The organism is Pseudomonas sp. NPDC087614 (assembly GCF_044743485.1).
In the GTDB taxonomy this organism is placed as follows: Bacteria; Pseudomonadota; Gammaproteobacteria; order Pseudomonadales; family Pseudomonadaceae; genus Aquipseudomonas; species Aquipseudomonas baetica_A.
In genome coordinates this window covers 1-14733 of sequence record NZ_JBIUWN010000011.1, presented here as the reverse complement: position 1 = coordinate 14733, position 14733 = coordinate 1, and the positions used below count along the sequence as shown (strand labels likewise).

8 protein-coding genes and 2 pseudogenes are annotated in these 14733 nt (G+C 61.4%); 3 read left to right on the top strand and 7 right to left on the bottom strand.

What is annotated here, in order from left to right:
- Window positions 1–3: 3 nt before the first annotated feature.
- The 3 genes from ACIOWA_RS06615 to ACIOWA_RS06605 are packed head-to-tail and all read right to left on the bottom strand — an operon-like array spanning window position 4 to window position 4196.
- Window positions 4–2100, bottom strand: coding sequence for a biotin/lipoyl-binding protein (locus tag ACIOWA_RS06615; RefSeq protein WP_401158868.1), 2097 nt, complete (start codon window positions 2098–2100; stop codon window positions 4–6).
- Window positions 2101–3420 (bottom strand): HlyD family efflux transporter periplasmic adaptor subunit, encoded by a 1320-nt coding sequence (locus ACIOWA_RS06610; RefSeq protein WP_339431656.1) that lies wholly within the window; start codon window positions 3418–3420, stop codon window positions 2101–2103.
- Complete coding sequence (locus ACIOWA_RS06605; protein WP_339431657.1) at window positions 3417–4196, bottom strand: efflux RND transporter periplasmic adaptor subunit; 780 nt, start codon at window positions 4194–4196, stop codon at window positions 3417–3419. The genes ACIOWA_RS06610 and ACIOWA_RS06605 overlap by 4 nt, the downstream gene beginning before the upstream one ends.
- A 171-nt stretch (window positions 4197–4367) precedes the next feature.
- On the opposite strand from ACIOWA_RS06605, the pseudogene ACIOWA_RS06600 reads away from it, so the two are divergent.
- Window positions 4368–4714 (top strand): annotated as a pseudogene (locus ACIOWA_RS06600) (type II toxin-antitoxin system RelE/ParE family toxin); the annotation flags it as partial.
- Window positions 4700–4804: pseudogene (locus ACIOWA_RS06595) on the top strand (transcriptional regulator); the annotation flags it as partial. The pseudogenes ACIOWA_RS06600 and ACIOWA_RS06595, both read left to right, overlap by 15 nt.
- A gap of 104 nt (window positions 4805–4908) precedes the next feature.
- On the opposite strand, the gene ACIOWA_RS06590 reads toward ACIOWA_RS06595, so the two are convergent.
- Genes ACIOWA_RS06590 through ACIOWA_RS06575 form a run of 4 tightly spaced genes read right to left on the bottom strand, consistent with a single transcriptional unit; the run spans window position 4909 to window position 10754 of the window.
- Complete coding sequence (locus ACIOWA_RS06590) at window positions 4909–5805, bottom strand: TolC family protein (RefSeq protein ID WP_401158964.1); 897 nt, start codon at window positions 5803–5805, stop codon at window positions 4909–4911.
- Between the two features lie 48 nt (window positions 5806–5853).
- Window positions 5854–7221, bottom strand: a complete 1368-nt coding sequence (locus ACIOWA_RS06585; protein WP_339431659.1) for an HlyD family type I secretion periplasmic adaptor subunit — start codon at window positions 7219–7221, stop codon at window positions 5854–5856.
- Window positions 7211–9367 (bottom strand): type I secretion system permease/ATPase, encoded by a 2157-nt coding sequence (locus tag ACIOWA_RS06580; RefSeq protein WP_339431660.1) that lies wholly within the window; start codon window positions 9365–9367, stop codon window positions 7211–7213. Before ACIOWA_RS06580 ends, ACIOWA_RS06585 begins: the two co-directional genes overlap by 11 nt.
- A gap of 34 nt (window positions 9368–9401) precedes the next feature.
- Window positions 9402–10754, bottom strand: a complete 1353-nt coding sequence (locus ACIOWA_RS06575) for a TolC family outer membrane protein (RefSeq protein WP_339431661.1) — start codon at window positions 10752–10754, stop codon at window positions 9402–9404.
- Window positions 10755–11113: 359 nt separating this feature from the next.
- Here ACIOWA_RS06575 and ACIOWA_RS06570 point away from each other — a divergent pair.
- The coding region (locus ACIOWA_RS06570) for a retention module-containing protein (RefSeq protein WP_401158864.1) at window positions 11114–14733 on the top strand (3620 nt) is incomplete at its 3' end.

The window sequence follows — 14733 nt, the reverse complement described above, 5'->3', positions numbered from 1 at the left end:
CCGTTAAAAACCGCTTTCCCTGACCCCCAGCGCCGCCATCCGTCGCCATGCCACACCCAGCAACGACTCGCCGCGCCCCTGCAACACGACCACGCCGCGCAACGGTTGCGGCGGCGTCGGCACGCTATCGAGCACACTCAAGCGCGCGCCATATTGCGCCTGCACCGGTTCAGCCCGTTGCTGTTGATCGCGGCGTACAGCAATCGGCCCGTGGTGATCGGACGTCAGCGCTTCCTGATCGACGTAGGCCACGCCGTTGGTGTCGATTTCATCCAGTTGCACCGCGAGCGCCGGGTGCATCGGGTCGTCGGCGATGAACCGGCCGCTGGCGCCGGGTTTGACCCGCCACAACTGCGCTTCGGCCAGATAACCGCGCATGCGTGTGCCGTCCTCGACGACCCGGGCCAGTGCATCCTTGCTCGAAATCCAGCGCCCGACGCTCAGGTTCGGCAGCAAATCACGCACATATCCGGCGTGCGGGGCGCGCAGCAACAGGCGTTCACGTCGGGCGGTGAGCCCGCGGTATTCGGCCACTGCTTCGGCCAGTTTTTGTTCAACGACACCGGCGTCCGCCGCTGTTTCACTGCGGCCGGCCTGCCGGCGCATCAGCAACTGCTGGATCTGGATTTCCCGCCGCACGATGGCGCGCTTCGAATCGAGATCCGGGGATTCCAGCTCGATCAGCACATCCCCTTGGGCCACCTTCTGACCGTCCTGCACTTTCACCGCTTTGACCCGCGCCGCGGTGGGTGCATACAGAGCGCTTGCACGTCCGGCCTGCAACATCGTTGGCAGTTCCACAGCGCTGCGCCAAGGCACCACTAGCACCAGCAACAACCCCAGCAATGCCAGACTGAAAAGCAACACGCGCGGGCCATGCGCCTGCTCGCGGCGGCTCCACCACTGGCGCCACTCACGCATGATCGGCAGAAAGATGAACCACACCAGTTCCACCAGCATCAGGAAGATCCCCAACACCTTGAAGAACAGGTGATAGACCGCCAACGCGATCCCGAAAAACAACGCCGCACGCCATAACCACGAGCCATACCCCCAGATCAGCAAACGCCGTTGCATTTTCGGCGACCAAGGCTCCGGCGCGGGTGCGCCATAACCGAACAAAAACTCGCGCAAGCGCCAGCGACACAAGGCAAACGCCCGGCCCTGAAGGTTGTCGACCTGCCACAAATCGCTGATCAGAAAGTAGCCGTCAAAACGCATGAAGGGATTGAGATTGACCACCAGCGTGGTGATCCAGGTGGCGCTGGCGAGCATGAACGCCGCCGTGCGTCCCGGGCCATCAGGCAAGAACGACCACGCCAGCAGCGCGATGCACGCCAACAGCAACTCAGCCATCACGCCACCGGCGCCAATCAACAACCGTGCGCGACGATCATTGACGCGCCAGGCATCGCTGACATCGGTGTAGAACATCGGCAGCAGCACCATGAACGCCACGCCCATGCTCTGCACCCGACACCCGGCGCGCTTGGCCATGAACGCGTGGCCGAACTCGTGACACAGCTTGGCAAAAAACAGCGCCACGCCGAACGCCAATGCGCCGCCGAGGCTGAACAGGTGCGGAAAGGTGCCGATAAACCGCTGCCAGTCCCGCGAGACCAGAAACACCCCAAGCGCCAACGTCGCCGGCAAACCGTAGCGCAACACACGTGGGCCGAAGCGTTCCAGCCACGGCCAGGCGCGATTGAGAAAGGCGTCAGGACGCCACAGCGGTATACGGAAAAACAGGTACTGATGCAGAAGGATTTGCCACAGGCTCTGTTTCTGCGCCAGGGCCTTGAGCCGGTAGCTGGCGCGCTGTTGATCGTCGAGGGCACTGATCAGATCGTGCCCACGGAGAAACTCCAGCAATTGCTCAAGCTCGGTGCCGTCCAGCGGCAGGCCCGGCTCACGATTGGCCGCACGCAGGACCTGATCGGCATCGCCCAGCGACCAGTGGCGCAACAGGCGCATCGCCGCCGCGCCCAGTTTGAAATAACGCCCGCGCACCGGGTCGGCCAGGGTCCAGCGTGGCGAGCCGTCCAATGCTGGCGCTGCGGGCGACAGTTGCAGGTCGGCACGCAGGCTCGGCAGGTTCATTTACAGGCCCACGCTCTGGCGCAGACCGGCCAATGGGCGACGCAACAGGTACAGCGCCAGCGGCGCACGGTCACCGAATATTTTCGCCGTACCGCGCAGGCCGATGCGCGGCGGTGCGTCGACGAAATTGGCGTCGAGCCGATACGCCAGTTGCCCGCCAGCGGTCGGTTGTGCCTCGTAGGCCGAGCGCTCCAGCGTCGCGTGGTGGCGCTTCAAGGGATCGCTGTCGAGAAACAACGCGATCTCGGCACCGGGCGCTAACGATATCGCGTCGCCCACCGCCAGTTCGATACGCAGTTCGGCCTGGTTCGGGTCGGCAATTTCCATCAGCCGTTCACCGGTCTGCACGGGTTTGCCGGTCAAGCGTTCGGCATCGGCAAACACCGCGATACCATCGCGTTCGGCACGCACTTCGCTGCGGTTGAGCAACTCGCGGGCGTAGTCGCGTTCGGCGCGTTTTTGCTCGACGCGCGCGGCCAGCAAGTCGATCCGCGAGTTGGACTCGGCATCGGTGAACGAGCGTTGGGAATTGGATTTGAGTTCGGCCTCGGCCACATCCAATGCCCGTTCGGCCACATCGGCCTGAGCCGTGAGGGTGGTGTTTTCGAAGCGCAGCAACAGTTCGCCGGTTTTCACCGTTTGATTGGGTTTGACCAGAAACTCGGCGATCACCCCGTCCAGCGGCGCCGCCACCACACGGCCGCCCAGCGGCACCACTTCGGCCGGTGCCAGCACCGATTGACGCACCGGAATCAACAACCCGAGCAACAGCGCCGCGACCAGTGCCACCTGACGTTTACGCGTCCAGCGCAACCGCCAGGGTTTGCGTGGCTGCAGCGCCAGCCAGGCGTGGCTGTAGGTGTCGCCCAGTTGCGAGAGCAAAACTTGTTCGGAAGGATTCCACGGCACATCGCGGGCCAGCCACAAGCCGCCGAACACCTGTCCATCCCGATCAATCAACGGCAGCCAGAACACTTGTGCGGCGGACAAACTGCGCCAATCGGCCTGGATCGATTCGCCGAGCGACTGCGGCGCAATCACCCGCGCCTGCTGCAGCACATCCTGCTTGAACAACTGCGCCACGGCTTGCTCGACAAACGCCACGAACGGCGCATTGGGCTCCACCGCGCTGACGCCGGTCACCGCTTGCACCTTGCCTGCGATCAACAACGCGGCATGGCGAAAACCGAACAGCGACTGGCCGTCATTGACCAGGCTGTAGGCCAGTTGGGACGCGTCGCGGGCCGTGCGGGTCTGGCGTTCGAGGTCGAGAAACCGCGCAAAGACCTGCTCGGCACCGCCGCTGACCGGGGCGTTCAATTGAGCTCCGCAAAATGCGCCGTACCGCTCATGCCGGCCAGCAAGCCTTTGGCTTCGGGGAGAGAGGCGACCAGCAACAAGGTCTGACTGCCCTCATCGATTCGCGCGCCGAGGCGTTTGACCGTGGCCTCGAGCGGTTGACCTGTTTCATCGGGAACAAAGGAAAACGTCTGGCCAGGCTTGAGTTTGGCCATCCAGCGCGACGGGACCAACAGATGGATTTCCAGTGTGCGGTTATCGACCACATCCAGCAGCGGCGCGCCGGCCGACACGCTCTCATAGCGCTTGACCTTGCGCTCCACCACTTGCCCGTCAAATGGCGCAATCACGCTGCAGCGTTTGACCTGCACCTGATAAACCTGAGATTGCGCCTGGGTTTCGCTGACCTTGGCCTGCGCCCGCGCCACTTCGAAACGCCCGACGGAATTGAGCGCGGCCAATTGTTTGTTGTGCGCCAATTCTTCACCGGCGCCACGGCTGGCCGCTTGCGCAGCATTGAGTTGCGCCTGATAGGCCGAGCAATCGAACCGGGCCAGCACGTCGCCCTTCTTGAACGACTCGCCCTCACTGAACGGCAACTCGACAATCCGCCCGGACAGCTCACTGGCCAGAATCGCCTGATCCCGAGCGCGAAGCACACCCCGCGCCTCACTGCTCGCGGTACCCGCCCCGGCCGCTGGGCTATCGAGCAGCGGATCGTCTAGCCCGGGCGTTTGCGCCTGAACGGCACACGTTACAAAGGTCAATCCAAAAACCCAACCACGAAAACGCTGCATAACCGCTACTCCCTGACGGATGTGCGGAGTCTACGACAGCGAGGGTTAGCGTCAAGCGAAAGGCCAGCATTGCGCCTTTGTCTTTGGTTTAAGCAGATCGCAAGTGCTCAGGTCAGCCCATCGAAAATATAACCCTGATGGAATATTCCATAGCGCCCATATTCGCCTCCCATGAAGAGGGATATCGAATACACCGACGCGTTAGGCAACTGGTGGGAAGACCTGACTGAAAACGAGCAGAGTTGTGTGGCTGCAAGCGTCAAACTGCTGGGTCAATTCGGACCGGGTTTACGCTTTCCGCACAGTAATGCGATCAACGGAGCGCGGCACGGCCATTTACGAGAACTGCGAGTTCAACATGCCGGACGGCCGTATCGCATTCTTGATGCGTTTGATCCAAGACGTTGCGCAGTACTATTGATCGGTGGAGACAAAACCGGTCAGGACCGCTGGCATGAAGTCAATGTCCCGCTCGCCGATCAACCGATCGGCTGTACGCTGAGCATCTAGAAACATTGCGCAACTATATCCATGCGATGGGCGGCGAACTTGAAATCATCGCAACGTTTCCCGAAGGGCAAATCAAAATCAAAAATTTCGCAGATTGAGCACCCGAAGTCCGCTTCAACCTGTGACACCTTCTGCTGACGATCTACTCGGCAGCCTGCACATCACATCGAATTCGTCGATTTGATCCGTTTTTGCGACAACCTCAGCGTTGCGCCATCTTGTCGACCGGATACACCGACTCCCATCCCCCACCCAACGCCCGGTACAACCCGACCATCGCCAGCGACACCGCGGTCGAACTCTCCACCCACTGCTCCTGAGTCGCGAGCAACGCGCTCTGCACGGTAAGGACGTTGACGAAGTCGACCACGCCTTCGACGTATTGCCGTTGTGCGGTGCGCAGGGCGATCTGGTTCTGGCGCACGGCTTCGGCGAGGCGGCCTGCGCGGCGCTGGCTGGCGTTATAGGCGGTCAGTTCCAGCAACAGGCTGATCGCGTTGATCAGTTGCGATTGGCGCTGCTCCAGTGCCGGCAGCCGCGATTCGATGGCCGCGACTTGTGCGGCGGCTTCGGCGACTTCCAGATTGGCGTCGGCGGCTTCGGTTTCCCGGCGCACGCGGCCCCAGACATCCAGTTCCCATGAGGCGGATAAACCGGCGTCCCACAGGTTGAAGGCCGAATCGCCGTTGTGTCCGGATGGGTCGCTCAGCCCCTTGGCACTGTTGCGTTCGCGCCCATAGCCAGCGGTGGCGGCGGTATTGGGGTAGCGGTCGGCGCCGATCACCCGGCGTGCGGCGCGACTTTGTTGCAGCCGGCTGCTGGCCAGTTGCAGGTCGAGGTTACTGTGCACGGCGCGCTGGGTCAGGGCCGAGAGTTGCGGGTCGTGGAAGACTTCCCACCAGCGTTCGTTCAGGGGTTCGCTGACCGCTTGGCCGGGGGCTGATTTGGCGGGTTTGGCCCAATCGGCGATCTGCGTGGCTACCGGCTTTTGGAAGTCAGGGCCCACGGTGCAGGCGGTAAGGCCAGCGGCAATTACGACGGTGGATATCAGGCGCTGCAACTGGCCTCTTCGCGAGCAAGCCCGCTCCCACACTGGAATGCATTTCAATGTGGGAGCGGGCTTGCCCGCGATGAGGCCACTGAAGATCTAGCGCTCGTGCAGCGCCTCGGCACGCGCCCGAATGATCGGTTTGAGCAGATAGCTCAACACTGACTTCTTGCCGGTGATGATATCCACCGACGCCACCATTCCGGGGATGATCAGCAACGGCTTCTCATCGGTGCCCAAGTGGCTGCGATCGGTGCGCAACTTGATCACGTAATACGTGGTTTTCTTGTCTTCGTCGGTAATGGTGTCTGCGCCAATCTGCTCAAGCTTGGCTTTGAGCCCACCATAAATGGTGTAGTCATACGCGGTGAATTTCACCGTCGCTTCCTGCCCTGGATGCAGGAACGCGATGTCTTGCGGGCGGATCTTGGCTTCGACCAGCAACGTGTCGTCCAACGGTACGATTTCCACCATGTCGCTGCCCGGCTGGATCACGCCGCCGATGGTGTTGACCAGTAACTTGTTGACGATGCCGCGCACCGGCGACGTGACCAGTGTCCGGCTGACGCGGTCTTCCAGCGCCTTGCCGGTGGCCTTGGCCTTGTTCAGGTCAGTGCGCGCTTCGTTGAGTTGAGTGAGCGCTTCGCTGCGGAACTTGCCGCGCGTCTCGTCGATCTTGCGCTGCACTTCCTTGATCGCCGATTCGGCGCGCGGGATGGCCAGCGTAGTGGCATCGAGCTGACCACGGGTTTCGACTTCGGCACGCTTGAGCCGCAGCACTTCAACCGGGGAAACCGCGCCCTGCGCCACCAGCGGCTCGGACATGTTGATTTCCTGACGCTGCAAACCGAGTTGCTGGCGGTACTGCGCCTGCTTGGAGGTGAACTCGCGCAGCTCTTGCTGACGCTGGATCAACTGCTCCTGCAAACCGCCGATCTCGTCGTGCAGCTGCTGGCGACGGCTGATGTACAGCGATTCTTCGCTTTTGGCTTGGCCCGGAACAGCTTTGAGCACGTCCTCGGGGAAGTTCAGCGGTCGGTCATCGACCTCGGCACTCAGACGCTCGACCCGCAGCACCATCGACAGCCTGTCGGCCTCGGTTTCGCCAACGTTGGAGGCAAATCGCGTGTCGTCCAGGCGAATCAGCGGCGCACCGGCCTCGACGATCTGGCCTTCCTTGACGTAGAGCTCAGTAACGATGCCGCCCTCAAGGTTCTGGATTTTCTGGATCTTCGAAGACGGAATGGCCTTGCCCTCGCCTTTGGTCACTTCGTCGATCACGGCGAAATTGGCCCAGAGCATGAGGAACACGAAAAAGCCGATGATCGCCCATATCGTCAGACGAACGACGCGCGGGGCGTCTTCGATCAGCGCTTTGTTGACCTCTGGCAGTGGCTGGCCCTGCAGCGAGGCAGAACCCTTGAAGTAGCGACGGATCGACTCCTTGATACCCGACTTAAGCAACACTGATCTGCCCCTTCTTCAACGCTTCCATCACGGCGGCTTTCGGGCCATCGGCGAGAATCTGTCCGCGGTCGACCACCAGCAGGCGATCCACCAGCGACAGCAGCGACGCCCGGTGCGTCACCAGCACCACGGTCTTGTTTTCGATCACCGCCGCGAGGCGTTGCTTGAGGCGTTCTTCGCCGGTGTTGTCCATGGCGCTGGTCGGTTCGTCCATCAGCAGAATCGGCGGATTGAGCAACAATGCCCGGGCCAGGGCGACATTCTGGCGCTGGCCGCCGGACAGGTTCTGCCCGCGCTCGCCCACTTGCAGCTCATAACCTTGCGGGTGCAAACGGGCGAATTCGTGGACGCCGGCCAGTTCGGCGGCCTGCAGGACGAGTTCGTCCTCTACATAACGCGCGCCGGACACCAGGTTGTCACGCAGGGTGCCGGCCAGCAGTTGAATGTCTTGCGGCACATAGCCGATGTTGTAGCGCAACTCGCTGACGTCGATCTGACGGATGTCCACACCGTCGACCAGCAACGCGCCGTCGTCCGGTTGATACAGGCCCACCAGCAGCTTGGCGAGGGAGCTTTTGCCAGAGCCGCTGCGACCGATGATGCCGATCTTCTCGCCGGGACGGATCACCAGGTTGATGTTCTTCAGCGCCGGGTTCTGTTGTTCCGGGTAGGTGAAGTTGAGCTGGCGGCATTCGATGGCACCTTGCAGAACCTTGCGGCTCAGCGGGCGCTCTTCGAAATTGCGTTCCTGCGGCAGCTCCATCATCTGGTCGACCGAGGTCATGGTCACTCGCGCTTGCTGGTAGCGCGTCAGCAGGCCGGACAGCGACGCCAGCGGGCTCAGTGCGCGACCGCTGAGCATGTAGCACGCAATCAGACCGCCCATGCTGAGGTTGCCGGCGATGATCTGGTACACGCCGAAGACGATCATGATCACCCCGGCCAGTTGCTGGATCAGCAGGGTGATGTTCATCGCCAGGCCGGAAAGCATTTTCACCCGCAGTTCGAGGCGGCTGAGGGTGCCAATGGTCTGTTCCCACTGGTATTGGCGTTCGCTTTCGGCGTTGTTGACCTTGACCGCGTCTAGGCCGGCGAGGGTTTCGATCAGGCTCGACTGACGCTCGGCGCCGAGGGCCATGGTGCGTTCCATGGTGGCCACCAGCGGCTTCTGCAACGCGTAGCCGATGGCCAGGGCAATCGGGAACGCCAGCACCGGAATCCACACCAGATGCCCGCCAAGAATGGCGATGACAATGAAGATCAGGATGGTGAACGGCAGATCGATCAGGCTGGTCAGGGTCAGCGAGGCCAGGAAGTCACGCAGGCTCTGAAACTCATGGATGTTCTGTGCGAAGCTGCCGACCCGCGCCGGCCGATGCTTCATGGCCATGCCGACGATGCGCTCGAACAGCGTCGCAGAGATGATCAGGTCGGTTTTCTTGCCGGCCAGATCCAGACACAGGCTGCGCAGGCTCTTGAGAATCAGGTCGAACATGTAGGCGCCGGTGATACCCAGTGCGAGCACCCACAGGGTGGCCTCAGCCTGGTTCGGCACCACGCGGTCGTAGACGTTCATCACGAACAGCGGCGCGGCCATGGCGATGATATTGATCAGGAAACTGGCGGCAATGGCGTCGGCATACAGCCAGCGCGAACGCTTGAGGGTGTCACGGAACCACGAGCGTGCACGCGGGATCAGCGTGCCGTGGTTGACGTCGAATTTATGTTGGGGTTGGGCGAAGAAGACTTTGCCGGTGTAATCGTCGGCGAGCAGTTCACGACTGACCACGGACTCGCCACCATCGCTTTCGCTGAGCAGCACCCGCGCTTCATTTTCACCTTGCCAGCCGAGCATGACGGCACTGCGGCCATCCTTGAGCAACAACAACGCCGGCATGGCGATCGCCGGAATCTCTTCCAGTTTGCGCTGCAGCACTCGACCCTGCAGGCCGGCGCGAGCCGCCGCGCGAGGCAGCAACTCGACACTCAAACGTTGTTTGGGCAGCGGCAGGCCGGTGGTCAGCATCGCCGCGCTGGCAGGTTTCTGGTGCAGCATGCAAAGGGCGAGCAGACCATCCAGCAACGGATCGTCGTGCAACGCGCGTGGATCATGACTGAGATGAACTCGACTGACTTCTGATTCCACGCTCGACACTCTTTGACTGTTTAAAAGGGATAACTCAATTCATCCCAGGTAACTGCACCTTGGGTTTCACGTCGTTTTGCACAACGGATGCCAACGGTGCGACCACTCCCTGGCTTCTGAGCAACTCGCCCATGGTCGCCTTGATTCGGTATTGAGTAAATAACTGAATGTTTTTGATTTCAGCCAGACGCCGCGAAGCGGTGAACAACTCGTTTTCGCTGTCGAGCAAGTCAAGCAGAGTGCGCTCGCCGAGGCTGAACTGACGCTGGTAAGCGGTACGCACCGCCATGCTGTGATCGACGTACTGCTGAGCGATCGGCACCTGAGCATTGGCGTTGTTGAGGGCGTTCCAGGCCAGGCCCAGTTCTTCATTCAATTGACGCAAGGCGTTGTTGCGGATGTCCAGCGCCTGGTTCGACAGGTACGACTTGGATTCCAGGTCAGCCTTGTTGCTGCCACCCGAATACAGGTTGAAGCGCATGCGCAGCATAGCCTGCCATTCGTTGTTGTGACCGTTCTGGCCGTCGAGGTCGTTGTCGGCGGTGCGGCCCAACTCGGCGTCGAAGCGTGGGTAGAAGGTCGACTTGGCGGCTTCGTACTGTTTCTCGGCAGCCGCAATATCGGACTCGGCCGAGCGCAGGATCGGGCTGTTTTCCAGCATCTGCGTGCGGGCTTCATTGAGGTTGGCCGGCATCATCGCCATGAACGGCGCCGGACGCTCCAACTGATCGGGCATCTGGCCGACAGCGCTGAGGAAGTTGGTTTCAGAGTCGGCGAGGTTGGTTTGCTCGGTGATCAGGTTGTTGCGGGCCTGAGCCATCCGCGCTTCGGCTTGATCAAGATCGGCACCGCTGCCGACACCGCGCTGGGTGCGCAGTTGAATCTGGTCATAGATGCGCTGATGGCTCTTGAGGTTTTCCTCGGCCAGACGCACGAATTCGCGGCGGGTCAGCACGTCCAGATACACCTGGGCCACCGTCAGCGCGGTGCGCTCGGACGTGCCAAGCAACGAGTAGGCGCGCGAGTTGACGGTGGCTTGTTGACGCCCGACTTCGCTGGACGTCGCGAAACCGTCGAAGACCATTTGCGAGAGACGTAAACTTGACTCGCTGCGGTTCAGGGTTTCCCAGTGATTGCCACCACCGTTGGCTCGCGTGGTCACGCTGTCGGTGCCTTCACGACCATAACCGCCGAGCAGATCGACCTTCGGCAGGTATCCACCTTTGGCTGCCTTTAATTGATAATCCGCGGCCAAACGACTGTTGACCCCTGCCTGGATTTCCGGATGGACATCCAGCGCCTGTTGCATGGCTTGCGGTAGGGATTGTGCTTGTACGAACGATGCGGCGAGGGCGAACGGTAGGGCCTTGAGCAGATGCAAACGCATGATAAAGATTTCCCAGAACTTCTTGTCTTGAATCACAGCAAAACGTGGTGCTGCGTCGGATGATTGGCAACCGGAATGACCGTATGTCGGAAAGTTCAAAATAGGAACTGGATCACACGCTGAAGGACAGGTCGCCGCGGAAATATCAATGTGACATTAGTGGGGCGATTGTTTAGGATGGCACCCAGAAGGTCAATAGTTTGGCATAAAGTTAATCGCGAAAGAATATAGCCAAATTATTGACAAAACCATGCGTCAAACTTGTTTCGCAAATTTTTAAAGTACGTCCAGACTGAAATGGCGCAGACGCCATCAGGTCTATGGAAGTCAACTGAACGTGACACCCCGGAGAGTCTTCAATGAGCAGTGTTGTTGCCATCGTCAAAAGCATTGTCGGTCAGGTTTTCGTGGTGTCGCCGGAAGGCGTACGCCGCGTACTCGTTGAAGGCGACCGCCTGTTTGTCGGCGACCAGATCGACACCGGCCTCTCCGGCGCCGTGTCGCTTGAACTGGCTGATGGCCGCACCCTCGATCTGGGTCGCGACACTCAATGGAGCGCCAGCGCGCCCGACTCCAGCACTGACCTGGCCGAAGCCACCGCACAGGCCGCGCCGTCGGTAGAAGAACTGCAACAAGCCATCGCCGCCGGTGTCGACCCGACCACCGCGCTGGAAGCCACCGCAGCCGGCGCCACTGCCGCGGGTACGGGCGGTGCCGCCGGTGGTGGTCACAGCTTCGTGCTGCTTGATGCCACGGCCGGCAGCGTTGACCCGACCATTGGTTTCCCGACAGCGGGCATCGATTCAGCTGCGCAAGCGGCTCAGAACATCACCGGCGGCCAGACCACCGACACCACCAACAACGCTCTGCGTGAATCGACCCTGAGCCTCAGCGCCACGCCGACCATCACCGAAGCCGGCGGCGTGCTGGTGTACACCGCGACCCTGACTCAGGCGCCGCTGACGGACCTGACCATCACCCTGTCCAACGGCGCAGTAATCGTGATCCCGGCCGGCTCGACCACTGGCACCGTCAACGTGCCGCTGGCGCCGAACGACACCGTTTATAACGACCCGACCCAGATCGACGTGACCGTCACCGGCACCACTGGCGGTAACGGCATCACCGTGACCCCGCCGACCACCCCGGCCACCACCCAGGTCACCGACACCATCGACACCACCACCGTCACCCTGACGGCGGGATCGAGCGTCACCGAGGGCGGTCAGATCACCTATACCGCGACCCTGACCAATCCGGCGCAAACCCCGGTGACCGTCACCCTGTCGAACGGGTCGACCATCACCATTGGCGCGGGCCAGACGACCGGCACCGTCAACGTGCCGACCCCGGCCAACGACGTGTACAACAACGGCAGCACCGTCACCACGACCATCACCGGTGCCACGGGTGGCAACTTCGAAAACCTGGTGCCGAACCCGACACCGGCGGTGACCACCATCACCGATTCGATCGACACCACCGGCCTGACCCTGACCGCGACCGGTACCGTGGTCGAGGGAGGCCAGATCACCTACACCGCGACCCTGACCAACCCGGCGCAAACCCCGGTGACCATCACCCTGTCGAACGGCTCGACCATCACCATTGGCGCGGGCCAGACGACCGGCACCGTCAACGTGCCGACCGCGCCAAACGACGTCTACAACAATGGCACCACCGTCAGCACCACAATTACCGGCGCTACCGGTGGCAACTTTGAAAACCTGGTGCCGAACACCACGCCAGCGACCACCACCGTCACCGATTCGATCGACACCACCAGCGTGAGCCTCTCCGCGACCGGCACCGTCGTCGAGGGTGGCCAGATCACCTACACCGCGACCCTGACCAACCCGGCGCAAACCCCGGTGACCGTCACCCTGTCGAACGGGTCGACCATCACCATTGAGGCCGGCAAAACGACCGGCACCGTCAACGTGCCGACCGCGCCAAACGACGTCTACAACAATGGCACCACTGTCAGCACCACAATTACCGGCGCTACCGGTGGCAACTTTGAAAACCTGGTGCCGAACACCACGCCAGCGACTACCACCATTACCGACTCGATCGATACCACCAATCTGTCGCTGAGTGCCACTGGCTCGGTGGCAGAGGGTGGTTCGATCGTTTACACCGCGACCCTGACCAACGCTGCTGGCTCGCCAGTGACTGTGACCTTGTCGAACGGCGCAGTGATTACCATCGAGGCGGGCAAGACCACTGGCACCGTGACCGTTCCGGCGCCAGCCGATGACGTCTATAAAGACGCCGGCAAAGTTGAAGCAACCATTTCGACTGCTACTGGTGGCAACTTCGAGAACCTAGTGCCGAGCACTGTCCCGGCCGTGACTGAAGTGACCGATACCATCGACACTTCGACCGTCAAACTGACGGCTGATACTTCCGTGGCTGAGGGTGGCACCGTTACTTACACCGCCACTGTTGGTGCGCCGGTGACTGGTTCGCCAGTCGTGGTGACCCTGGCCAACGGCCAGAACATCACCATCGAAGTGGGTAAAACCACCGGCACTGTGACTACCACTGCGCCGAACGATGCGCTGGCCGGTAACGCACCGCTGACCAACTCGATCACGGGGGTTTCTGGCGGCAACTACGAAGACCTCGTGGCCGACAAGACCCCGGTTTCGACTACGGTCACCGACGTCGTCGACACCACCAACCTGACGCTGAGCGCCACCGACTCGGTCGCCGAGGGCGGCTCAATCGTCTACACCGCCACCCTGACCAACGCTGCTGGCTCGCCAGTCACTGTGACCCTGAGCAACGGCTCGGTGATCACCATCGAGGCCGGTAAAACCATCGGCACTGTGACTGTTCCTGCGCCGGCTGATGACGTTTACAAAGATGCCGGCAAGGTCGAGGCAACCATTTCGACTGCCACCGGCGGCAACTTCGAGAACCTGGTGCCGAGCACCGTTCCGGCCGTTACCAACGTCACCGATACAATCGACACCTCGACCGTCAAACTGACGGCCGATACTTCCGTGGCTGAAGGCGGCACCGTCACTTACACCGCCACGGTGGGTGCTCCGGTTACCGGTTCGCCAGTCGTGGTAACTCTGGCCAACGGCCAGAACATCACCATCGAAGTCGGCAAAACCACCGGCACCGTGACCACCACTGCGCCAAACGATGCGCTGACCGGTCATGCGCCACTGACCAATGCAATCACTGACGTAACCGGCGGCAACTACGAAAATCTCGTGGCCGACAAAACGCCAGTCAGCACCACCGTGACTGACACCGTCGACACCACCAACCTGTCGCTCAGCGCCACCGATTCTGTGGCCGAGGGCGGTTCGATTGTTTACACCGCCACCCTGACCAACGCCGCTGGCTCGCCAGTGACTGTGACCTTGTCGAACGGCGCAGTGATCACCATCGAGGCGGGCAAGACCACGGGCACCGTCACTGTTCCGGCTCCAGCCGATGACGTCTATAAAGATGCCGGCAAAGTCGAAGCAACCATTTCCACCGCGACTGGCGGCAACTTCGAGAACCTGGTGCCAAGCACTGTTCCGGCCGTGACTGAAGTGACCGACACCATCGACACTTCGACCGTCAAACTGACGGCTGATACTTCCGTGGCCGAGGGTGGCACCGTTACTTACACCGCAACCGTGGGCGCCCCGGTCACGGGTTCGCCAGTCGTGGTAACTCTGGCCAACGGTCAAAACATCACCATCGAAGTGGGTAAAACCACTGGCACCGTGACCACCACCGCGCCTAACGACGCATTGGTTGGTCAGGCACCGCTGACCACCTCGATCACTGGTGTAACCGGCGGCAACTACGAAAACCTCGTAGCCGACAAAACACCAGTCAGCACCACGGTGACTGACACCGTCGACACCACCAACCTGTCGCTGTCAGCGACCGGTACCGTGGCTGAGGGCGGCTCAATCGTCTACACCGCCACCCTGACCAACGCTGCTGGCTCGCCAGTCACCGT

Excerpts from the sequence above, each read along its gene's own strand:
- ACIOWA_RS06605 (WP_339431657.1), bottom strand. The coding sequence starts at position 4,196 with ATGCAGCGTTTTCGTGGTTGGGTTTTTGGATTGACCTTTGTAACGTGT.
- ACIOWA_RS06575 (WP_339431661.1), bottom strand. The coding sequence starts at position 10,754 with ATGCGTTTGCATCTGCTCAAGGCCCTACCGTTCGCCCTCGCCGCATCG.
- ACIOWA_RS06615 (WP_401158868.1), bottom strand. The coding sequence starts at position 2,100 with ATGAACCTGCCGAGCCTGCGTGCCGACCTGCAACTGTCGCCCGCAGCG.